At 68.3% G+C, this 19,724-nt stretch carries 24 protein-coding genes; 12 read left to right on the forward strand and 12 right to left on the reverse strand.

The genetic code is table 11. From position 1 onward, the window contains the following. Nucleotides 1-108: 108 nt before the first annotated feature. Nucleotides 109-1,359, reverse strand: a complete 1,251-nt coding sequence (locus tag ABZY12_RS05220) for a hypothetical protein (protein WP_356887300.1) — start codon at nucleotides 1,357-1,359, stop codon at nucleotides 109-111. Nucleotides 1,360-1,468: 109 nt separating this feature from the next. On the opposite strand from ABZY12_RS05220, the gene ABZY12_RS05225 reads away from it, so the two are divergent. The 3 genes from ABZY12_RS05225 to ABZY12_RS05235 all read left to right on the forward strand — a co-directional run bounded on the left by ABZY12_RS05225 (nucleotide 1,469) and on the right by ABZY12_RS05235 (nucleotide 2,746). Continuing rightward, the gene (locus tag ABZY12_RS05225) at nucleotides 1,469-1,894 is read left to right on the forward strand and encodes a hypothetical protein (protein ID WP_356887302.1); all 426 of its coding nucleotides are present in this window, start codon (nucleotides 1,469-1,471) and stop codon (nucleotides 1,892-1,894) included. Further along, nucleotides 1,891-2,247, forward strand: a complete 357-nt coding sequence (locus tag ABZY12_RS05230) for a hypothetical protein (protein ID WP_356887304.1) — start codon at nucleotides 1,891-1,893, stop codon at nucleotides 2,245-2,247. The genes ABZY12_RS05225 and ABZY12_RS05230 overlap by 4 nt, the downstream gene beginning before the upstream one ends. A gap of 103 nt (nucleotides 2,248-2,350) precedes the next feature. After that, a complete protein-coding gene (locus tag ABZY12_RS05235; protein WP_356887306.1) occupies nucleotides 2,351-2,746 on the forward strand; it encodes a hypothetical protein in 396 nt (131 codons plus the stop codon). Nucleotides 2,747-3,024: 278 nt separating this feature from the next. Here the strand turns inward: ABZY12_RS05235 and ABZY12_RS05240 are convergent, their stop codons facing one another. Further along, on the reverse strand, nucleotides 3,025-3,588 hold the full coding sequence (locus ABZY12_RS05240) for a dihydrofolate reductase family protein (protein WP_356887308.1): 564 nt from the start codon (nucleotides 3,586-3,588) through the stop codon (nucleotides 3,025-3,027). A 157-nt stretch (nucleotides 3,589-3,745) separates the two neighbouring features. After that, nucleotides 3,746-4,594 (reverse strand): helix-turn-helix domain-containing protein, encoded by an 849-nt coding sequence (locus ABZY12_RS05245; RefSeq protein ID WP_356887310.1) that lies wholly within the window; start codon nucleotides 4,592-4,594, stop codon nucleotides 3,746-3,748. A gap of 122 nt (nucleotides 4,595-4,716) precedes the next feature. On the opposite strand from ABZY12_RS05245, the gene ABZY12_RS05250 reads away from it, so the two are divergent. From ABZY12_RS05250 to ABZY12_RS05260, 3 genes are all read left to right on the forward strand, one after another. Further along, nucleotides 4,717-6,153 carry an amidase gene (locus tag ABZY12_RS05250; protein ID WP_356887312.1) on the forward strand — a complete coding sequence of 479 codons (1,437 nt, stop codon included), beginning with the start codon at nucleotides 4,717-4,719 and terminating at the stop codon, nucleotides 6,151-6,153. 96 nt (nucleotides 6,154-6,249) lie between these two features. Continuing rightward, the gene (locus tag ABZY12_RS05255) at nucleotides 6,250-6,639 is read left to right on the forward strand and encodes a cupin (protein WP_356887314.1); all 390 of its coding nucleotides are present in this window, start codon (nucleotides 6,250-6,252) and stop codon (nucleotides 6,637-6,639) included. Nucleotides 6,640-6,797: 158 nt separating this feature from the next. Further along, nucleotides 6,798-8,192 (forward strand): serine hydrolase domain-containing protein, encoded by a 1,395-nt coding sequence (locus tag ABZY12_RS05260; RefSeq protein ID WP_356887316.1) that lies wholly within the window; start codon nucleotides 6,798-6,800, stop codon nucleotides 8,190-8,192. Between the two features lie 78 nt (nucleotides 8,193-8,270). Here ABZY12_RS05260 and ABZY12_RS05265 read toward each other — a convergent pair whose 3' ends face one another. The 4 genes from ABZY12_RS05265 to ABZY12_RS05280 all read right to left on the reverse strand — a co-directional run bounded on the left by ABZY12_RS05265 (nucleotide 8,271) and on the right by ABZY12_RS05280 (nucleotide 10,688). Then, nucleotides 8,271-8,723, reverse strand: coding sequence for a GNAT family N-acetyltransferase (locus ABZY12_RS05265; RefSeq protein WP_356887318.1), 453 nt, complete (start codon nucleotides 8,721-8,723; stop codon nucleotides 8,271-8,273). Nucleotides 8,724-8,753: 30 nt separating this feature from the next. Continuing rightward, entirely contained in the window at nucleotides 8,754-9,212 is a 459-nt protein-coding gene (locus ABZY12_RS05270; protein ID WP_356887320.1) for a MarR family transcriptional regulator, read from the reverse strand. 79 nt (nucleotides 9,213-9,291) lie between these two features. After that, complete coding sequence (locus tag ABZY12_RS05275; protein ID WP_356887322.1) at nucleotides 9,292-10,155, reverse strand: GNAT family N-acetyltransferase; 864 nt, start codon at nucleotides 10,153-10,155, stop codon at nucleotides 9,292-9,294. Between the two features lie 5 nt (nucleotides 10,156-10,160). Further along, nucleotides 10,161-10,688 (reverse strand): DUF2269 domain-containing protein, encoded by a 528-nt coding sequence (locus ABZY12_RS05280; RefSeq protein ID WP_356887324.1) that lies wholly within the window; start codon nucleotides 10,686-10,688, stop codon nucleotides 10,161-10,163. Between the two features lie 77 nt (nucleotides 10,689-10,765). Between ABZY12_RS05280 and ABZY12_RS05285 the strand changes: the two genes are divergently transcribed. Continuing rightward, entirely contained in the window at nucleotides 10,766-11,422 is a 657-nt protein-coding gene (locus ABZY12_RS05285) for an HAD-IB family phosphatase (protein WP_356887326.1), read from the forward strand. Between the two features lie 108 nt (nucleotides 11,423-11,530). Next, on the forward strand, nucleotides 11,531-12,718 hold the full coding sequence (locus tag ABZY12_RS05290) for a globin domain-containing protein (RefSeq protein ID WP_356887328.1): 1,188 nt from the start codon (nucleotides 11,531-11,533) through the stop codon (nucleotides 12,716-12,718). 15 nt (nucleotides 12,719-12,733) lie between these two features. Here the strand turns inward: ABZY12_RS05290 and ABZY12_RS05295 are convergent, their stop codons facing one another. From ABZY12_RS05295 to ABZY12_RS05310, 4 genes are all read right to left on the reverse strand, one after another. Further along, a complete protein-coding gene (locus ABZY12_RS05295; protein ID WP_356887330.1) occupies nucleotides 12,734-13,213 on the reverse strand; it encodes an NUDIX hydrolase in 480 nt (159 codons plus the stop codon). Nucleotides 13,214-13,248: 35 nt separating this feature from the next. Then, nucleotides 13,249-14,145 carry a LysR family transcriptional regulator gene (locus tag ABZY12_RS05300; RefSeq protein ID WP_356887332.1) on the reverse strand — a complete coding sequence of 299 codons (897 nt, stop codon included), beginning with the start codon at nucleotides 14,143-14,145 and terminating at the stop codon, nucleotides 13,249-13,251. Between the two features lie 223 nt (nucleotides 14,146-14,368). After that, on the reverse strand, nucleotides 14,369-15,523 hold the full coding sequence (locus ABZY12_RS05305) for a cystathionine gamma-lyase (protein WP_356887334.1): 1,155 nt from the start codon (nucleotides 15,521-15,523) through the stop codon (nucleotides 14,369-14,371). Between the two features lie 56 nt (nucleotides 15,524-15,579). Then, on the reverse strand, nucleotides 15,580-15,957 hold the full coding sequence (locus ABZY12_RS05310; RefSeq protein ID WP_356887336.1) for a phage holin family protein: 378 nt from the start codon (nucleotides 15,955-15,957) through the stop codon (nucleotides 15,580-15,582). Nucleotides 15,958-16,008: 51 nt separating this feature from the next. Between ABZY12_RS05310 and ABZY12_RS05315 the strand changes: the two genes are divergently transcribed. The 4 genes from ABZY12_RS05315 to ABZY12_RS05330 all read left to right on the forward strand — a co-directional run bounded on the left by ABZY12_RS05315 (nucleotide 16,009) and on the right by ABZY12_RS05330 (nucleotide 18,334). Beyond that, nucleotides 16,009-16,326, forward strand: coding sequence for a cupin domain-containing protein (locus tag ABZY12_RS05315; RefSeq protein ID WP_356887338.1), 318 nt, complete (start codon nucleotides 16,009-16,011; stop codon nucleotides 16,324-16,326). A gap of 165 nt (nucleotides 16,327-16,491) precedes the next feature. Beyond that, nucleotides 16,492-16,710, forward strand: a complete 219-nt coding sequence (locus tag ABZY12_RS05320; protein WP_356887340.1) for a DUF5326 family protein — start codon at nucleotides 16,492-16,494, stop codon at nucleotides 16,708-16,710. Nucleotides 16,711-16,989: 279 nt separating this feature from the next. Next, the gene (locus ABZY12_RS05325) at nucleotides 16,990-17,760 is read left to right on the forward strand and encodes a helix-turn-helix domain-containing protein (RefSeq protein WP_356887342.1); all 771 of its coding nucleotides are present in this window, start codon (nucleotides 16,990-16,992) and stop codon (nucleotides 17,758-17,760) included. A 139-nt stretch (nucleotides 17,761-17,899) separates the two neighbouring features. After that, nucleotides 17,900-18,334, forward strand: a complete 435-nt coding sequence (locus ABZY12_RS05330) for an SsgA family sporulation/cell division regulator (RefSeq protein ID WP_356887662.1) — start codon at nucleotides 17,900-17,902, stop codon at nucleotides 18,332-18,334. 34 nt (nucleotides 18,335-18,368) lie between these two features. On the opposite strand, the gene ABZY12_RS05335 is transcribed toward ABZY12_RS05330, so the two are convergent. After that, a complete protein-coding gene (locus ABZY12_RS05335) occupies nucleotides 18,369-19,649 on the reverse strand; it encodes a YibE/F family protein (RefSeq protein WP_356887664.1) in 1,281 nt (426 codons plus the stop codon). Nucleotides 19,650-19,724: the final 75 nt, after the last annotated feature.

Raw genomic sequence — 19,724 nt, forward strand, 5'->3', positions numbered from 1 at the left:
TCTCCAGTCAGTGGAGCCGCGACTGGCTCCCCAAGCAGGGGAGGCCGCCGAGTAGGCGGGAGAGAGTGCGGTCAGTGGATTGCTGCTTTCCTATGCTGGTGCACACATTCACTCGTTGGGGGACTCCGTTGCCAGCGGGATACCGCACCGCCAGCAGTCGTTCGCGTGGTCGTCCTGGCAGACGTAGCCGATGGCACCATCCACGCACCATTCGGCGGCCTCCTCGGAAAGCAGGTCGGGCCCGGCAAGGAGCAGCCGACGAAATTCCGTGGTGTCCGCAATGTCGGCCGGCCGGTTGGTGAACCACTCGTCGAACCAAGCCTCGTCCCGGCGCATGCGCCAGTGCGCATTCTCCCGGTCGTCGACAGCCGTAAGGAACCGATCGACGATGCGCCCCCAACTCGGTGCTCCGAACCAGCCATTGTCGGACGCACAGAAGGATTCGATCAGGGTTCGCAGGCCGAACTCCTTCTCGTGAAGGCAGTGCCTTCGCCCCCATGAGATCGCGACCTGCGCCATCTCCGCGAGTTCTTCTCGCGGATCAACCTCGTGCGCCGGGTCGTCAGGGTTGTGGCAGGCCAGCCCGAGCTCGAGTACGGACTGCCCTGTCGGTAGAACCCGGGACGGGTTGACGATCGCGAGACCGAGACCGATCCAGTCGACATGGTCGAACGACAGCATCGAGCGCACGAGTCGGGTGGTTGCCGTGTTGATCCGCATCATTGTGCCGTCGTGGAGCGGACTCTTCCCGGCATGCCAGTTCTCGACGGGTGTGTTGCGCCACACGGCGAGCGTGATGCGGGTGGCAGCGAGCCACAGCAGGGCGTCGTCGTCGAGGTGCCCGAACCGCTTGGCACACTCCTGGGCGCCGTAGGTGATCAACTCTTCCGGTTTCGGCCACCTGTGGCTGTCGGGCCCTTCAGGCCCTTCAGGCGCGTACTCATAGTCGTCGGCGTACTCGTCGAGGATCGCACTCAACTCGGTTGCGCTGTAAGCCTCGCTGTACACGGAACTGTCTGGCTCCTCGACGGTGTACATGTCGTGGTCCCAGGAGACGTACACGTCGCCCCAGAGCACGACGTCGTCGCACTCGCTGGCGTTGTCCGTCACAACCGGCCTGATGGTGATCGGGGCAGTACGCCCGTCGGTTCGCTCACCGTCCTTCTCGGCGGCCCATGCGGTGATGATCTCGAGTGGCTTCGGAAGGAGAGAGCCGACCTCGGTGATGCTGAAGGGTTCGTCGTCGTCATCGGTGTCGAACCGGCTGTTGACGAACGCGACCGCCTCGGAGGGCGTGCTGACGATGGACTGGGTACCGCTCTCGTTGTCAACCACTCGCCATAGCGGGCTGTTCTTCACGGTGCTCTCCGATCGCGGTGAGTGCACCCGGGGTGGGTGCGATGCGCCGGGTCGCTCGGCACTGACACCAACTTATGGGCTGATCAACCCATCCGTAGCCCGAAGGTGCTTGTCGGCGATAACGTTCGGTACGTTCGCGTACAACCTGCTTTTCGCGACCGCGGCGACACATCAGATTCCAACGGCGCAGGAGGCGAAGATGGCGCTGAACAAGAAGGGTTCCCGGCGCATAACCGTTGACGGGATCGAGTACCGCTGGCGGATCCGCAGGAAGCCCTCCTACATGCAGGGACTCTGCTGGACACCGATGACCTATGCAGTTGAAGCGGCCAGCGGCAGCCAGTCGGGCGCGACCTTGATCGTCGCCAGCGGCCAGGCCCATCCCAGCAACTGGGTGGGTGCCGAGGCAGTGCCCATCCGCCCAGCCCACGTTGCTGCCAGCATCCGAGAAGCACGGGACCGAGGCTGGGAACCAACCAAGGCCGGATCTCCCTTCCAGCTCGACCGATCCGCAGGGTTCATCGCCCAGCCATGAGACAAAGCGAAGAAAAGCAGCCCATATCGGTCGAACTGCCGGAGAGGCTCCAGGCCTGGTTCGCCGAGCATGAGGAACGCCTGCAATCCTGCGGAATCACGGGTGCGGTCCAGCAGTCGCCCGAGGACGGCCGAACCAAGAACAGCACCTGGATGACGCTCGAAAACGATGACTTCGTCGGCGTGCTCATCGTCTGGAGCAGCGGGGAAGCCGAGCTTGAGTACGGGGACATGGCAACAGGCCAGGTCCGACAACAGCACCGGGATCTCTGCACCTTCCAGGACCTTCTCGACGCCATCGAGACCATCCACGAATGGATCCGCATAAACGGCGAACCGTCCGTGGAAGGGTGACCTCCGGCGAGTTCGACAAAGCCTGGGCCGAGTTCCTTGACAGATTGCAACCCGACCCCGCCGACCTCTCGGTGTTCCGAGGGCTTCTTGGCATCATCGCGACATGACCCCGACCCTTCCCCGCACCGTCCGGGCCGTCGACACCGCTCAGCTCCTGGACCTGGCCCAAGAGGCCGCCACGCACAGCTTCAGCCAGCGTCTCCCGGTCGACTGGCTCCAAGAGCACCTCGCCGCAGAGGCGACGCACTACCTGTTCCCGACACTCGTGCAGCGGCTCACGCACCGTCCCGAGACGCCGCTGCAGTGGAGGTGCCAGCAACTGCTGACCGTCAGCACCGGCGAACAGATCTGGGGTCTGATCGATGTCCTTCCCGACACCTTCGACAAGATCCCGGAGACCTTGGATACGGCGTCCAAGAAGGACATCGTCAACCGCATCGAGCAAGCAGTGAAGGTGCGGGAGTGGATGGAACGGACGGCCGCCGATGCAGGTTCATGAGGTCCGGCGCAGCCGGCTGGGCAGTCTGAGGAAATGACATCGATCTGAGACAGCCGCCTGCCGACACGTCGTGAGACTGGAGGGGAACCTCCAGGTCATAGCGTCGGCGCATGACACCGAAAGTGAGAACCTACAAGCCGTGTAGGGGCTCAGATTTCACGGCACAGTCTCATCTCCGATGGCACATCGGCGGCACTTATGCCGTCTTCGTGAGATTCGCTGGTCGGAGTTCTCACCCTTTCGGGTGGCGGGGTCCGGCCCGCTCCGCCCGTCAGCGCTCAGCGCCTCGTCTCGTACCTGGTCAGGATCACGCCGCAGGGAAGCGTCCGCGTCTCCACCAGGTTCAGGTTCACCCAGCTGTCCAGCGCGGTGAAGAACGGCGTGCCGCCGCCCACCAGGACCGGCGCGGTGGCCAGCACGTATTCGTCAATCAGCCCGGCCCGCATGGCCGCCCCGGCGAGCGTCGCGCCGCCGATGTCCATCGGGCCGCCGTCCTCGGCCTTGAGCCGGGTGATCTCGGCGACCGCGTCGCCGGGGACCAGGCGGGTGTTCCAGTCGACCTTGTCGATCGTCGAGGAGAACACCACCTTCGACATGTCCCGCCAGCGGCGCGCGAACTCGATCTCCGCCGGGGTGGCGTTGGGCTGCTGGTCGCCGGTCGGCCAGTAGGAGCTCATCGTCTGCCACAGCTTGCGCCCGTACAGCGACAGGTCGGTCGCCTGCAACTGGTCGGACCAAAACTGGAACAGCTCGTCGCTCGGCGCGCTCCAGCCGATGTCGTCGCCGGGCGCGGCGATGTAGCCGTCCAGGGTCAGGTTCATGCCGTAGATCAGTTTCCGCATGGCGCCAGCCTTCCGTGAGTCGGTCTCACGCGTACAGACCGGCGCGGCGCGGGAAACTCATCGATGCGCGGCGAGCCCTACAACCACCCACCAGGCGGATCGCCTCTTCGAGCAGGTGGAGCGGAATCCAGCGCAAGGTGACGTGTTGGCCGCTGGTTCAGGTCTCGGATGGGTGTTCCGAGGCGGCCCACGCGACGTCGTCGACCGCGAGCCATGGCGCGGCCCCAACGGCCGTGGGCGTCACCCCGGTGAAGGCCATGACGTCCCGATGCAGGTGGGACTGGTCGACATAGCCGCTCTCCGCCGCCACCAGGGCAGCGCTGTGACCTGCGGCGAGGCGGTGGGCGGCATGGTCGAAGCGGACCAGTTGCGCAGCGCGCTTAGGCGTGAGGCCGATCTGGGATCGGAACCGGGTCCACAGACGCTTACGGCTCCATCCGATCTCGGTTGCCAGTGGTTCGACCCGAACCTGCCCTCGGCGGATCACCATCTGCCGCCAGGCGTAGCCGACTTCCGGGTCGACCGCCCGGCCTGTCTGGTTTCTTCGAGCAAGCGCGGCCTCCGCGATCGCGAACCGGTCCTCCCACGACGCGGCAGCGCGCAGTTGCTCCTGAGTTCGCCTGGCATCGCGGCCCCAGAGATCATCGAGGGCGACCACCGTCCCACCCGCCTCCAGGGAGGCTCCCAGCACCGCGTGCGCGACCACCGGTGACAGCCGTATCTGCAGGCACTCGATATCCCGGCCGTGCACCCGAACGCTGCCGGGCGCGAGGCCGAGAACGGCGCTGCCTCGCTGCTGCCGACGACTGACGTCGTCAACGAGCAGCCCATCGCCGAAGTCGACGACCACCGTGACAGCCGGGTACGGGACCACCTGAAGGTCGACGAGGTCCGTTCTTCGATCCCGGAATCCAGCCATGCCGATTCCCGGAAGCCGACCGGGCCGCGACGGGGTGGTGATCTCCCACCTCGCTGCGGCGGCACGAGCGCACTCGGCATTTCGCATGGCTTCAGGCTACGAGTCGCCGCCGGCGGTAGCGCCGCCGTCGCGACATTTATCCAAGACGCGCCTCCAGGCACGCGACAACACTGACGGCCCAGCAACCGCCCTGGAGAGGACAGCTTGTGATGCGCCATCCGATCGATCCGTTCACGCCGGCCGTCGAACTCGCCGCTGCCATACGCCGCAAGGAGGTGAGCCCCGTCGAGGTGGCCGACAGCTACCTGGAGCGGATGGACGAGCTCGACCCCCGGCTCAACGCGTTCTGCCACCGGGCCGATCACGACGTCCGCAAAGCCGCGTCCGCGGCAGCTGACGCGGTGGTGCGGGCCGCCTCGACCGAGGACCTCCCGCCGTTCCACGGCGTTCCGCTACCGATCAAGGACCTCCTCGATGTGGCCGGTTGGCCGACGACCCATGGGTCCGCCGGTGCCGACCGGGCGCCTGCCGGGGTATCTGACCCGGTGGTGCAACGGTTCGTGGACGCGGGGTTCGTACTGCTCGGGAAGACCACGACCTCCGAATTCGGCACCGTGTCCTTCACCGAAAGCGAGGCCCTGGGCATCTCCCGCAACCCGTGGGACCCGGACCGTACGCCGGGCGGGTCGTCGAGCGGCGCGGGCGCCGCCGTCGCCGCCGGGATGGCGCCCCTCGCCCACGCCGCGGACGGGGGCGGGTCGATCCGCGTCCCGGCGTCCTGCACCGGCCTTGTCGGACTCAAGCCCACCCGCGGCCTGGTCACGAACGTGGCCGTCGACAGCGAGGGTCTGGCAACCAACGGCGTCCTCACGCGCTCTGTGGCCGACACCGCGGCCACCCTGGACGTGCTCGCCCGGCATGATCCTGCCGCGTGGTGGTCGCCCCCGACCCCGCGGCGGTCCTTCGCCGACGCGATGACGACGGCCCCGCCGAGAGGGTTGCGGATCGGCGTGCTCCTCGCTCCTCCCATCGACGGTCTGAACGTCGACCCGGCGTGCGCGGCAGCGGTCGACAAGACCCTCCGGACCCTTGAATCGGCCGGCCACCACATCGTCGACGTTCCCCTTCCGCTGCCCCCGGCCGAGGAGTTGGTCGCGGCGTTCACGACCATCTGGAACGTCGGGGGCGCCGGGGTGGCCCTCGCGGACCCGGACCGGGTCGAGCCCCACAACCGGGCGTTGCGCGAGGCGGCGCGAGCCATCGACTCCTGGACCTACGCAGAGGGCGTGCAGAAGACCCAACGCCTGTCGCGGCGCATCGTCGAAGCCTTCGTCACAAGCTACGACCTGCTCGTCACGCCCACGATGGCGTGCCTGCCGCCGCCCGTCGGCTTCTGGCGAACAGGCGCCGACAACGATCCCCTGACGCCACTGCTCAAGAGCTACCCACTGGCCGTATTCACGTCACTGTTCAACGTGACCGGCCAACCGGCGATCTCCGTTCCCGTCCACCACGACGACGCCACCGGCCTGCCCGTCGGCGTCCAGCTCGTCGCCGCACCATGGCGGGAAGACCTCCTGCTCCAGGTGGCCCGGACCCTCGAGCTCGCACACCCCTGGGCCGATCGTCGCCCGGCTGTCGGCTGACGACCTCGAAGACTTCAGCAGCGACGCGGCCCCAGCCGGCCCGGCCCCCCGTCACAGCCCACAGATGAAAGATCACCACTGAAAGGATGTCTCGGCGTGACCGTGACCCCGATCGATCTCTTCGCCTCCTTCATCCACCTTCATCAAGGCGGTCAAGTGCGTGCCGAGCAGCCGGTGTTCGATCCTGAACGGGACGGCTGGCAGGTGATGACCTTCCATGTGGAGACCGACGCCGACATCCACGGCGACCACTGGGAGATCCACACCGCCGCGGACGAGGTCGTCTCCTGCCTCACCGGAGGGATACGCCTCTACTTCCGCCCGGAGCAGCCGGGCGATGAGGAGGAGGAGATCAAGCTGGCGGCTGGAACCGCGGCCATCGTGCCGCGCGGGCGATGGCACCGTATCGCCCTGGACGCCCCCAGCGACATCATGTCCGTCACCCTGCCCCGTGGCAGCCGCTTGGAGAAACGGACGGAAGCCTAGGCCAGAGCCACAAGCGTGTTCGGGCGGGCGCGCACAGCGCTTGCCCGGACTCGGTCGAGCGAGACGGGACAGCGGGATTCCCGCATCGGAGTCGAGTCGGCAGCCCGCCTCGCGGGAATGGGGTCGACCGAGCGGGGCAGGCGGCGTTTGATCTCCTTATGACGTCATCTTTCGAAGCTCTGCTTCCCAGCACCGAGCGGGCCTTGTCACACCGTGTGGCCGTCGCTCAAGCGGAGGGCCGCGCCCCCTCCTTCGTCGGCGCCGTGGCCCGGGGTGGGGGGATGGTCTGGAGCGGATCGCGCAGTTGCGTCGACGGGCATGCCCCGGACGCCGACACGCAGTACAGGATCGGCTCGCTCACCAAGGTGTTCACCGCCGTCCTGGTGATGCGGCTGCGGGACGAGGGGCTCGTGGATCTGAACGATCCCCTGGAGAAGCACCTCGCACACGCCGATCTGGTCGACGGCGTCGGCGAGGTGACCATCGCCCAGCTCCTCGGGCACAGCGCCGGTCTCGGCGCAGAGACACCCGCGCCGTGGTGGGAACGCACGCCAGGGACGGCACGGCCGGAACTGGCCGACGTCCTCGGCGACCAGCCGCTCCTTCACCCCGTGGGGCGGCGCCATCACTACTCCAACCCCGGCTACACGCTGCTGGGTGCGCTGATCGAGGCGGTCCGAGGAGTGTCCTGGGAAGAGGCGTTGCGTGGTGAGATCCTGCAGCCGCTGGGGCTGACCCGGACGAGCACCCAGCCGGTCGCTCCCCATGCCGGCGGCTGGGCAGTGCATCCGTGGGCCGATGTGATGCTCCCGGAGCCGTCCGAGGACCTGGGGCTGATGGCGCCGGCCGGACAGCTCTGGTCGACGGCGGAAGACCTCTGCCGCTTCGCGGTGTTCCTTGCCCAAGGCGATGACCGGGTCCTGAGTGCGGCCTCGGTCGAGGAGATGCGTACACCGGCGGCTCCGCCCGGCGCCGAGGACTGGGAAGGCGGTTACGGCCTCGGCCTGCAGCTGCTTCGTAAGGACGGCCGGACCCTGGTCGGTCACACCGGATCGCTGCCCGGCTTCGTCGCCTGTCTCTGGGTGAGTGTGGACGACGACGTGGCGGCGGTCGCGCTCGCCAATGCCACCTCAGGCCCGCTGACCGCGGTTGTCGCCGCCGATCTCGTACGGATCGTGGCGGAGGCCGAGCCGAGGTTCCCCGAGCCGTGGCGGCCGCTTCCGGATGCCGAGGTCGACCGGGAACTGCTGGAACTGACCGGTCCCTGGTACTGGGGAACGTATGCGTACGCATTGCGACTGGGGCCGGAGCGCAGCGTGGTCCTGGAGCCACTGCGCGGTGTGGGACGGCGAGCGACCTTCCATTCCCTGCCGGACGGTGGATGGATCGGGCTGGACGGCTATTACGCGGGGGAGACCCTGCGGGCGGTACGGCGGGCGGACGGCTCGGTGGGCCATCTCGATCTGGCGTCCTTCGTCTTCACGCGGGAGCCGTACGAGCAGGGCGACGCGGTTCCGGGTGGTGTCGACGAGGAAGGTTGGCGCGGCCTCTGAGGTGATGCCACGGTGCCGACGTTTCACGTGAAACAGGATGCCGAGGGCCCGCCTCGGCATCCTGTGCTGCTCCGAGACTCAGAGGCTCATCTTGAAACCCAGATGGGAGGCCTCGAAGCCGAGCCGCTCGTAGAAACGGTGGGCGTCTGTACGCGTGGCGTCCGAGGTCAGCTGGACCAGTTGGCAGCCCTGGCGCCGGGATTCCTCGACGGCCCACTCGATGAGCTGGGATCCGAGGCCGCTGCCGCGCTCCTCCGAGTGGATGCGGACGCCCTCGATGATCGACCGGGTCGCGCCTCGGCGGGAGAGTCCGGGGATGATCGTGAGCTGAAGGGTGCCGACGGTCCTTCCGCTGCGCACGGCCACGATCACGTGCTGATTCGGGTCGCCGGCCAGCCGCTCGAAGGCCACGGTGTACGGAGTGAGGTCACCCGGGGACTCCCGCTGGGCGCCCAGGGGATCGTCGGCGAGCATCGCGACGATGTCGGGGAGGTCTCCCGCGGTGGCGGGTCGTATCTCAAGATCGCTCATGGAGCGCAGGCTACGCCCAGGACCGGCCGGTCAGGCGGGAACGCGCAGCCCTTCGACGACACGGACCAGCGGAGCCAGCTCCGGGTTCTCCGCAGCCTGGTCGAGCGCTTCGCGCAGAGCACGGTCGTTGGTGGGCCGTGCCTCTTCGAGGAGCTTCAAGCCGGCTTCGGTGACATCGGTGTAGATGCCGCGCCGGTCGGTGGCGCAGAGGTACCGGGTGAGCAGACCGCGGTCCTCCAGCCGGGTCACCAGCCGGGTGGTGGCGCTCTGGCTGAGTACGACGGCGTCCGCGACCTGCTTCATCTGAAGATGGCCCCCGGGGCCGCTGTGCTGGCGGCTGAGCACGTCGAGGAGCGAGTACTCGCGCATGCTGAGGCCGTGCTTGGCCTCCAGCTCCCGCTCGATGTGCGACTCGATCCTGCCGTGCAGCAGGGAAAGGGCGCACCAGCCCTGGGAGAGGGCGGTGAGTGCGGGGTCGGTCGCGGTCATGGTCTCTCCTCGGTCCCGGAGCGGCTTCTCCCAGAGTAGACGATGAACGCAATAGCCCGCGTATGCAATTACCTGATCCTTATCCCGCTGCCACGGTCAAGGGAGCGAACCGGCGGCTCCAGTCGCCGGGAAGGTGGGGCAGGGAGCGCGTCATGACGGCGTTGAAGGCGATCGGGGCGAGACCGTTCGCCTTCACCCACCGTAGAAGGGACTCGTGCCGAACATCGATGTCCGTACGGAGCGGGCGGTCCGTGGCGGCGGCCAGCGAGGCGATGAGTGACTGCGCGGTGGCGGAGTCTTGGGCGATGAGAGGCCCGATGACATGAGTCTCCATATTCGGCCAGGCCGCGGCGAAGCCGGTGATCCGGCCGTTCTCCTCGGCGACGCGAAGGTGGTCGGCGAAGGCCGGGAGGCGTGTGATCACATGCGTGCGGTCGAGTCCGAAGATTTCGGCGTCCAGCCGCAGAATGGCCTGGAGATCCTCCGCTGTGGCCGGCCGGGTCGGGATACCAGGATCCGGTTCCTTGGGCGTGAAGCGGCCTTGGACCATTTCCGCGCGGCCGGTGACGGCGAATCCCAGCTCCTCGTAGAGCGGCTGTCCGTTCGGAGTGGCGTGGAGGGTGAGCGGGGTGTCACCCGCCTCGGCCACCACATGCCGCATCAGTCGGCGCCCGACGCCCCGGCGGGCGTGCCGCTCGGCGACCAGAACCATGCCGATGGCTGCGAGCCCCCGGCCGTACGACGTCACGACACAAGCCGCGGCCAGTCCCTTGCCGCCCGGGTCGTCGATGCCGTAACCGGTCCCCGCGGCGAGCAGCAGGCCCCACTTGTGCTCCTCGCGCGGCCAGCCCCGGTCTTCCGAGAGATCGGCGCACGCAAGGAGGTCGCCGGAGGTGAGACGTCGGATGGGTAGCTGGTCGAGCGGGGTGAGCGATGTCGGCATGGCGTTCAGGCTGTCCGACGCACTGATCGTCCGTCCACCGCTTTACAGGAACTGGCCGATACCCGCAGGTGGCGCCCCCGCCGGGTCGGTCCCCATGGCTTGAGGACCGAGATCGCGGTCATGAAGAGGTAGGCCGCCGTCGACACCGTGGGGGCTGCCACCAGGCTGCTGTCCGGGACTCCGGCCGCAGCCGCGTGTTCGATCTCCGGCCGAAGTGCGAACACCGTCGCGGTCGCAGTCGCCAGCGTGATCCAGAACTTGATCCAGACCCACCGGTGGCGGGCCAGTCCCCAGGGCGTGCCCAGAGCGAGCACCAGACCGCTCATCAAGGTGACGAGGGCGACCGGAGCCAGCAGCCAGTCCGCGAACACCTTCATGGCACGGTAGGCCGCCTCCGTGAGCGAGGCGTCGCCCGTCACATAGGCGGTGATGCCGAGCGTCAGCAGCCCCACACTGAGCCCGAGCCACGCCACGGAGACGGAGACATGGACGACGAGGAGAGCCCGACGAGCGGGACGCTTGAGATGTTTCACGTGAAACACCGTGCCGTTCGACCTCCTCGCCCCGCGTCTGACGGGGGGAGTAACCGCGCGTACTAGCCTCGGCGTACATGACGACCCCTCCGGGCAGTGGACGAAGGCTTCACCTCTTCGATCTCGACGGCACCCTGATCCGTGGGTCGGCCGCCGCTGTGGAGATCTCGCGGCAGCTCGGTCTGGCTGAGGAGATCGCCGCGCTGGAGGAGGCTTTCCTGCTACGGGGGCTGACACCCGACGAGTTCGCGGTCCGGGCCCGTGAGCTGTGGTCCGAACTCACGACGGAACAGGTCACAGCCGCTTTCGAGGGGGCGCCCTGGCTCGCCGGCATCCGAGAGGTCTGGGCCGACATCCGGGCTCAGGGAGGTCGCTGCGCCGTCATCTCACTCTCGCCCGACTTCTTCGTCGAGCGTCTGCTGGACTGGGGGGCCGATGCCGCCCATGGGTCCCGCTGGCCGTCGGTTCCCTTCACCGCGCCGATCCATCGCCCGGGGATTCTCAATGCCGCGGCGAAGGTGAGCATCGCGCAGCGGTTGTGTGCGGAGTTCGGCGTGAGCTTCGAGGACTGCGTCGCCTATGGCGATTCGATGTCCGACGCGGCGCTCTTCGCGGCGGTTCCGGAGACCGTGGCAGTGAACGCGGACCGTCATCTGGCCGGGCTTTCCCGTCACAGCTACACGGGAACCGATCTGCGAGAGGCGTACGAACTGGTGCGAAAAAGCGCAGCCTAACCGGAATCCCGGTGCGAATGCCCGAGAATTCCACTCTCTGTCCGAACCGGTGGTCGAAACTGCCATGCTGCGGCGACAACAGCCGGTTGCGCGAGGGCGAGGCACACGATGAACGCTCCGACCACCCCGTCGGCCGCTGAGAAGGACGCTGTGGGCGACGCGCCGCCCCGAATACCTTCGGGGCCCTCTCCCGATGCCCTCCTCGTCCGTCGCACCCTGACGGAGATCGCACCCGTCGCCGACAAGGTGACCTCGTACTTCTACGCGCTGCTCTTCATCAGCAGGCCCGAACTGCGCTCGATGTTCCCCGCGGCGATGGACACCCAGCGCGACCGCCTTCTCAGAGCGCTGCTGACGGCCGCCGAGCACATGGACAACGCCCCGGTGCTCACCGCACACCTCCAGAGCCTGGGGCGCGGACATCGCAAATACGGCACTCAGCCCTCCCACTATCCGGCAGTCGGTGAAGCCCTCATCGGGACGCTCATGCGGTACGCCACCACGACGTGGGACGAGGAGACCGAGGCCGCCTGGGTCCGCACGTACGCCACGATCTCGCAGATCATGATCGACGCGGCGGCCGAGGACGAGCAGCATGCGCCGGCCTGGTGGCACGCCGAGGTCGTCTCACACGACCTGCGGACCCCGGACGTCGCGGTGATCACCCTGCGGCCCGACCAGCCCTATCCCTTCCTCGCCGGTCAGTACACGACGCTGGAGACGCCCCGGTGGCCCCGCGTGTGGCGGCACTATTCCTTCGCCTCGGCACCCAGGCCCGACGGGCTGCTCTCGCTGCACGTCAAGGCGGTTCCGGCGGGGTGGGTGTCCCAGGCGCTGGTCCACCACGCGCGCCCCGGGGACGTGCTGCGGCTCGGGCCTCCCGCGGGGTCCATGACCGTCGACCACTCCACCGACAACGGCATGCTCTGCCTGGGCGGAGGGACCGGGATCGCGCCCATCAAGGCGCTGGTGGAGGACGTCGCCGAGCACGGGGACCGGCGCCCCGTCGAGGTGTTCTACGGAGCGCGCAGCGACCATGACCTCTATGACATCGACACGATGATGCGGCTCCAGCAGGCCTTCCCCTGGCTGTCGGTGCGGCCGGTCACCGACGACCAGGGACGCCTGCCGGACGCCGTGTGCCGGTACGGCCCCTGGCACGAGTACGACGCCTATCTCTCAGGCCCGCTCGGAATGATTCGCAGCGGGGTCGACGCCCTCCGGGGCGTCGGCATTCCCGCCGAGCGCATCCGCCACGACTCCCTCGAGGACCTGGTGGCGGTCGGCGGCCGTTAGGTCCTGTCCCGTGGATCAGCCCAGGTCGGGGGCGTGCATCGCGCGGACGCCCTCGATGTTGCCGTCCAGGTAATGCCGGAGAGACAGGGGTACGAGGTGGACGGCGGCGATCCCGACCCGGCTGAACGGCACCCGGACGATCTCGTACTCGCCGCACGGCTCCTCGACCTCGGGGCCGTGACGCAGGGAGGTGTCCATCGACTCCAGCCGGCAGACGAAGAAGTGCTGGACCTTCACGCCGGAGACGCCGCCGTCGACGATGTGCTCGACGGTGTCGACGAAGCAGGGGACCACATCGGTGATCTTGGCGCCGAGCTCCTCGTGCACCTCGCGGTGGAGGGCCTCGACGACGGTGCTGTCCGAAGGCTCGACCCCGCCGCCGGGCGTCAGCCAGTAGGGATCCATCCCCGGCTTGGTGCGCTTGATGAGGATGAGGTCGTTTCCATCGAGCAGGATGGCGCGTGCGGTGCGCTTGACCACTGGTCGTTCGGTCATGGGAAGAAAATGGCCCGCCACAGGTGTCCTGAAACTCACCAGTCCCCGGCGGCTCTCAGGAGCCACTCGTGCGCCCGCGCGATCGGGGGCAGCGCGAGGGTGCCGGTGCGCACGATCACGAAGTATGTCCGCAGAGGGGGCACCGGTGGATCGAGCAGCGCCACCAGCCGGCCCTGCCGCAGGGCGTCCTCGCACAGGTACCGGGGCAGTACCGCCAGGCCGGCGCCGGAGGCCGCGGACTCCAGGACGGCCCGCAGGTCGGGCGCGATGACGGTGCCGGTGGCCGCCGGCTTCGTCTCGAATACGGCGGCCCAATAGCGGGAGACGAACGGCAGCGACTCGTGCACCTCCACCACCGGCAGCTGCTCCAGGACCACCGATCCCTTGCGCAGCAGCGTCTCGGGGCCCAGCCGGGCGGCCCAGCGCGGGGCGGCGACCAGGACGTGCTCCTCGTCGCAGAGCGGTGTGGAGGTGAACAGACCGCCGCGCGGACGAGCGGTGGCGATGGCCAGATCGTGATGTCCGGCGGCGAGCCCGTCGAGGACCTCCTCGGCACTGCCGAGAAAGGAGGCCCTGACGGCGAGGCCCTGGGAGACCAGAGGAGTGAGGGCCGGCAGGACACGCGCCGAGGTGAACTCCGGAGGCCCGGCGAGATGGAGGGTGCGGACGCCGTTCTCCTCGTCCGGATCGCTCTCGGCGATCTCCACCAGGGCGTCCAGATGCGGGGCGGCGCGGTGGGCGAGCTCGTCCCCGATGGTGGTGGGGGTGACCCCACGGGCCTGTCTGAGGAAGAGGGGGCGGCCCAGCTGCCGCTCCAGGGTGCGGATCTGGCTGGTGACGGCCGGCTGGGAGAGCCCGAGAAGCGCCGCCGCGCGGGTGAAGGAGCCGGCCCGGTGCACCGTGACGAACGTGCGCAGCAGGGCCAAGTCCATGCCCGCCCCCTCCCGGCCGTGCGGCCGTTCGACTCAGGCGTCGGCTGATGGCGCCTCAAGACCGTCCAACTATAAATAAGTCGATAGGTCGCTGTCGCTACCGTGATTGGACACTGACGCAGAGTCAACTAGCCTTGTGCGAGCGGGATCTCCGCGCGTGGAACCGGGGGGTTCCGAGCCATGAGGGGGGAGGCTCGGAGCGCCCCGTTCCGTGTGCGACGCGTCAGCCGACGGCCTTTTCGGCCAGGTCGAGGGCGCGGAGCACATCCGCGATCAGGTCCTCGGGGTCCTCGGCGCCGACGGAGAAGCGGATGAAACCCTCCGGGACGGCGTCGCCGCCCCACCGGCCGCGCCGTTCGGCGGTCGAGCGCACACCGCCGAAGCTGGTGGCGTCGTCCACCAGACGCAGTCCGTCGAGGAACCGCTCGGCCCACTCCCGATCCGGGAGGACGAACGATACGACGGGACCGAACCGCCGCATCTGCGAGGCCGCCACCGCGTGCGAGGGGTCGTCGGGAAGCCCGGGATAGCGCAGCCCGGTCACCTCCCCGCGAGTCCGCAGCGTCCGGGCGAGCGCGAGGGCCGACGAGCACTGCCGGTCGACGCGCAGCTGGAGCGTGGCCAGGGAACGGTGGGCGAGCCAGGCCTCCATGGGGCCGGGGATCGCCCCGACGACCTTGCGCCAGCGCCGTACCTCCGCGGCCCGGCGGGGATCGCGGCAGCTGACATGTCCGAGCAGGATGTCGCCGTGCCCGGTCATGCCCTTGGTGTCGCTGGCGACGGAGAAGTCCGCCCCCAGCTCCAGGGGGCGCTGTCCGAGCGGGGTGGCCAGGGTGTTGTCGACGGCGACCAGCGCTCCGGACTCGTGCGCCGCACGCACCAGGCGCCGGATGTCGCAGACGTCGAGCCCGGGGTTGGAGGGGGTCTCGATCCACAGCAGCCGCGCTCCGTCCAGTACGGAGAGCTGGGCGTCGCCGCCGGTCGGCGCGGTGCGGACCTCGATCCCGTACGCCCTCAGCTGCTCGTGGAGGAGGGGCAGCGCCTGATAGCCGTCGTCCGGTACGACGACCGCGTCGCCGGCCTTGAGCTGGGAGAAGAGGACGGCGGAGATGGCCGCCATGCCGGAGGCGAAGACGAGCGTCTCGATGTCCGGCTCCCCCGGGGCCTCCAGTTCGCCGATGGCGCGTTCCAGATGGGTCCAGGTGGGATTCTCGTCCCGGCCGTAGGTGTAGGGGCCGGTGGGATCGCCCGGCAGATGGAAGTGGGCGGCGAAGACCGGCCCCGGCAGGGTGGGTTCGTACTTGACCGGTTCGGGCAGCCCGGCCCGGACCGCCCGCGTTCCGTCACCGAGTTCTGCGCCCCGTGCGTCCGTGTTCACGCCGGTTCCTCCACACTCTCGCGCACCGCCCGCAGGCGGTACGTCATCGTTCGCACTCAGTCCCCGTCGGGCAGCACGACGTTGAGCGCCCACGAGACGACAGAGATGATCAGGCCGCCGAGGACGGCGGTCCAGAATCCCTCGACATGGAAGCTGAGGTCGAGCTGGTCGGCCAGCCAGGACGTCAGCAGCAGCATCAGGGCGTTGACCACCAAGGTGATCAGGCCGAGCGTGAGGATGAACAGCGGAAGCGTGAGCAGTTTCACGACGGGCTTGACCAAGAAGTTCACCAGCCCGAAAACCAGGGCGACAAGGATGAGCGTCAGGGCCTTCTTGCCGGTGCTCTCACCGGTGAGCGTGATGTCCTGGAGGAGCCAGATGGCCACCGCCAGGGCACCCGCGTTGGCGAGTGTCTTGACTACGAAATTCTTCATGTGTCTGATCGTGGCAGACATGATCGGGCCAAGTGCAGGGGCGGACGGACGATGAAGGCATTCCGGTTGGACGAACTGGAGGCGGAGCGTGCCGCCAACGACGGCGCGTACCTTCAGTTCCTGCGCGAGCGGAACATGTCGGTCGGCCTGTACGCGCTGGACGCGGGCGCGCTCGACCCGCAGCAACCGCACGGCCAGGACGAGGTGTACTTCGTCGTCAGCGGCCGGGCCTCGATCACGGTGGGGACGGAGACGACTCAGGTGGCCCGTGGCAGCGTCGTCTACGTGCCGGCCGGGGTGGCCCACAAGTTCCACCACATCACCGAGGACCTGCGGGTCATGGTGGTCTTCTCCCCGCCGGAGAGCTGAGTCGCCCCGAAAGCCGAGGCCCGGCCGGGTCCGAGCTCCCCTAGGGGGTGGATCAGGGGAGAGCAAGGGCCGTGAGGCCCCCGCGAGCACCCCCGCCGCCCCTAGCATCGAAAGCGTTCGGCGCAGAGTGCGCGGAACGGACTCTTCGGAGATGGGGTAAGGACAATGGCGGTACGGGAGATTCTCGCGGGCATGCCCTGGTGGGTGAAGTGGGTGGCCATACCTGTCATCGCCCTGTTCGTCTTCGGCGGTCTGATCACCAGCATCGCGACGTTTGTGATCGGTCTGCTCTTCAAGGTGCTGGTCTTCGTCGCGCTGGTCGCCGGGCTCGTCTACGTGGTGCGGAAGTTCATGTCGTCGTCGACCTCGCGCGAGGACTGGTAGCGCCGGCTACTCGCTGGTATGAACCGGCTTCCGGGTATTAGCCCGGGCGAGGGAACCCGATGGTTGAAACCGCTTGGGTGCCCATGGGGTGCCATTAGAGTGGAAAAGCTCCGCCGCCCCGGGGAAAACAGTGCGTTGATCTCACGTTGACCAGCGAGTTCTTTTCTGTCCCGGGTGGGTCCACCCACGGACCCCACGGATCCTAGGCCGCGGCGGGCGCGCGGGGGCGGCCCCCGCGGGCGGGTGCAGGGCACCCGTCGAAACGCCTGGGGGTGACCTTTGGCCACGGCTTCGCAATCCGCTGTCCCTACCCTGATCGGCTCGGTGCAGCGGGCGCTGAGACTTCTGGAGGCCGTGGGCTCCCACGAGGACGGCGCTCCCGCCAAACAGCTCGCGCGCGAGACGGGACTCCCGCTTCCCACCGCGTACCACCTGCTCCGCACCCTGACGCACGAAGGCTATCTCCGCCGCGAGAAGGGTGTGTTCGTCTTCGGCGACGCCGCCGGCCGTCTGGCCGGTGGCGGAGTTCTGCAGAATCGTCGCACCAAGATCGAAGACTCCCTCGCGCGCTGGCGCGACGAGATCGGCGTCCCCATCTACTTCGCGATCTACCGTGAGGGCGAGATCGAGCTCGTCGCCGTGGCCGACACCCCGTCCGCCCCCGCCGTGGACGAGTGGGCCGACTTCCGGGAGACCGGGCACGCCCATGCGATCGGGCAGTGCCTGCTCAGCCAACTTGATCTGAGGAGCCGTCAAGACCACCTCGACCGCCATCCGGTCGAGGCCATCACTCCGTACACGGTGCGTAACCGTCGTGCCCTTTTGGAGCGTTTGGGCGGTATGGGGCGCATGGAGCCCCTGGTGGAGCGTCAGGAGTACGCCCTCGGCACGGTTTGCGCCGCCGTTCCCATCACGGCGGGCTCCACCGCGGCCGCCATGGCGATTTCCCTGCCCCTTCACCAGGAAGAACGGTTGCTGCCCGCAGTCGATCGACTACGCAGTGAGATCGGAAAGCTCTTCAGTTCGCTCGCTTTCTCTATCAGTATCTGAAAAATCACTCCTTGTGATCTGCTAGCGCTTCCAGCACGATGGCGTCAAGAGGGCCATGGGGGATCATTCCTGGCCGTTTGGGATCACAGCTTTCAGCAGCTGTCTTTACGCAACTGCTTCATCTACTGCGGGGTACATGATGCGAGAGTCGGTTCAGGCCGAAGTCCTGATGAGCTTCCTCGTCTCCGAGGAGCTCTCCTTCAGAATCCCCGTGGAACTGCGCTATGAGAGCCGGGATCCCTACGCGGTGCGGATGACCTTCCATCTTCCCGGGGACGCGCCCGTTACCTGGGCGTTCGGACGGGAGCTGCTGCTCGACGGGATCAACGGATCCAGCGGGGACGGCGATGTGCACATCGCGCCGACCGGCTCCGAGGCGCTCTCGGACGTCTCCATCCGCCTTCAGGTGGGCAGCGACCGCGCCCTGTTCCGGGCCAGCGCGCCGCCACTGGTCGCCTTCCTCGACCGAACGGACAAACTGGTTCCGCTCGGTCAGGAACGGACACTCGGTGACTTCGAGGACAACCTGGAGGCCGCGCTGGGTCGGATCCTCGCGGAGGAGAACGCCGGCTGAGCGGAGGAGAGCCGCCGACCAGGCGGCAAGCCGGTCACTTCGCCCGGCGGCGTCGCCCACCCCTGGCCGGGCGGCTCTCCGAGGGTCCCGGCCGGTCGGCGGAGACCACCAGCGCCGCGAGGGCGGTGGTGACCGGCACCGAGGCGACGAGACCGATCGACCCCACCAGCGTCCGGACGATCTCCTCCGCGACCAGCTCGCTGTTGGCCACGGTCCCCACGCTGCTCTGCGCGATGGAGAAGAGCAGCAGCAGGGGCAGGGCCGCACCGGCGTACGCGAGCACCAGGGTGTTCACCACCGAGGCGATGTGGTCGCGGCCGATGCGGATCCCGGCCCGGTACAGCGCGCGCGGCCCCATCCGCGGATCCGCCTGATGCAGCTCCCACACCGCCGACGTCTGGGTCACCGTTACATCGTCGAGCACCCCGAGCGACCCGATGATGACGCCGGCGAGCAGCAGACCGGACATGTCGATGTCCGGATAGAGGCCGTGGATCAGGCCGGTGTTGTCGTCCGTGTTGCCAGTGAGTGAAGCCCAGCCGATGAAGAGCGAGCCCAGCAGCCCGATCAGCAGCAGCGAGATCAGGGTGCCGAGCACCGCGACCGAGGTACGGGCCGAAAGCCCGTGACACATGTAGAGCGCGATCAGCATGATCGCGCTGGACCCCACCACCGCCACGACCAGCGGATTCGAGCCCTGCAGAATCGCCGGCAGGATGAAGAAGGTCAGCACCAGGAAGCTCACGGCGAGCGCGATCAGGGCCATCAGCCCGCGCAACCGGCCGACGAGCACGACGGCGAGCGCGAAGATTCCGGCGAGCAGCACCATCGGGAGTTTGCGGTTCACATCGGTCACCGAATACTGCAGGTCACGCGGGGCGTCGGGGGCGTACGCCACCACCACGCCCTGCCCCTCGCGCAGTTGCCGGGGCGCGTCCGGCTGCACGATCTCGATGAAGGTGCGGCCCTTGTCGTTGCCCGTGGTGACCTCGATCGTCGCCTTCGCGCACTGCCCCTGCTGGGCGTTGACCGCCTCCCGCCCTTGGGGTGTCGTCGTGTCACCGGTCGGCGGCACCTGCGCGGCGTTCACGTCCTTGCAGTCGACGTACTCGACCGAGACGACCTTGCCCTGCTCGGTCTGCCGGTCGAAGCCGACGCCAGTGCGCTCGTGCGCCGGGGTGCCGCCGGGCCACAGGACCGCGAGCCCGACCAGGACGGCGGTGGCGAACGGGATCAGGACCGCGGCGATGACCTTGCGCAGATGCAGGGAGACGGGCGCGGCGGGCCCATGGCTGTGCGTGTGGCCGTGCGCCACATGCCCGCCATGGCCGTCGTCCTGCCCGTGCCCATGCCCGTGGCCGGTGCCGTCGCCGTGCGGTTCGGGGGTCTG

The sequence above is a fragment of the Streptomyces sp. NPDC006551 genome (assembly GCF_040611675.1).
GTDB lineage: Bacteria > Actinomycetota > Actinomycetes > Streptomycetales > Streptomycetaceae > Streptomyces.

Coding starts and splice junctions, on each gene's coding strand:
- ABZY12_RS05240 (WP_356887308.1), bottom strand. CDS start 3,588: ATGCGGAAACTGATCTACGGCATGAACCTGACCCTGGACGGCTACATC.
- ABZY12_RS05260 (WP_356887316.1), top strand. CDS start 6,798: ATGACGTCATCTTTCGAAGCTCTGCTTCCCAGCACCGAGCGGGCCTTG.
- ABZY12_RS05290 (WP_356887328.1), top strand. CDS start 11,531: ATGAACGCTCCGACCACCCCGTCGGCCGCTGAGAAGGACGCTGTGGGC.
- ABZY12_RS05330 (WP_356887662.1), top strand. CDS start 17,900: ATGCGAGAGTCGGTTCAGGCCGAAGTCCTGATGAGCTTCCTCGTCTCC.
- ABZY12_RS05310 (WP_356887336.1), bottom strand. CDS start 15,957: ATGAAGAATTTCGTAGTCAAGACACTCGCCAACGCGGGTGCCCTGGCG.
- ABZY12_RS05315 (WP_356887338.1), top strand. CDS start 16,009: ATGAAGGCATTCCGGTTGGACGAACTGGAGGCGGAGCGTGCCGCCAAC.
- ABZY12_RS05245 (WP_356887310.1), bottom strand. CDS start 4,594: ATGCGAAATGCCGAGTGCGCTCGTGCCGCCGCAGCGAGGTGGGAGATC.
- ABZY12_RS05275 (WP_356887322.1), bottom strand. CDS start 10,155: ATGCCGACATCGCTCACCCCGCTCGACCAGCTACCCATCCGACGTCTC.
- ABZY12_RS05285 (WP_356887326.1), top strand. CDS start 10,766: ATGACGACCCCTCCGGGCAGTGGACGAAGGCTTCACCTCTTCGATCTC.
- ABZY12_RS05250 (WP_356887312.1), top strand. CDS start 4,717: ATGCGCCATCCGATCGATCCGTTCACGCCGGCCGTCGAACTCGCCGCT.
- ABZY12_RS05320 (WP_356887340.1), top strand. CDS start 16,492: ATGGCGGTACGGGAGATTCTCGCGGGCATGCCCTGGTGGGTGAAGTGG.
- ABZY12_RS05235 (WP_356887306.1), top strand. CDS start 2,351: ATGACCCCGACCCTTCCCCGCACCGTCCGGGCCGTCGACACCGCTCAG.
- ABZY12_RS05230 (WP_356887304.1), top strand. CDS start 1,891: ATGAGACAAAGCGAAGAAAAGCAGCCCATATCGGTCGAACTGCCGGAG.
- ABZY12_RS05270 (WP_356887320.1), bottom strand. CDS start 9,212: ATGACCGCGACCGACCCCGCACTCACCGCCCTCTCCCAGGGCTGGTGC.
- ABZY12_RS05295 (WP_356887330.1), bottom strand. CDS start 13,213: ATGACCGAACGACCAGTGGTCAAGCGCACCGCACGCGCCATCCTGCTC.
- ABZY12_RS05300 (WP_356887332.1), bottom strand. CDS start 14,145: ATGGACTTGGCCCTGCTGCGCACGTTCGTCACGGTGCACCGGGCCGGC.
- ABZY12_RS05265 (WP_356887318.1), bottom strand. CDS start 8,723: ATGAGCGATCTTGAGATACGACCCGCCACCGCGGGAGACCTCCCCGAC.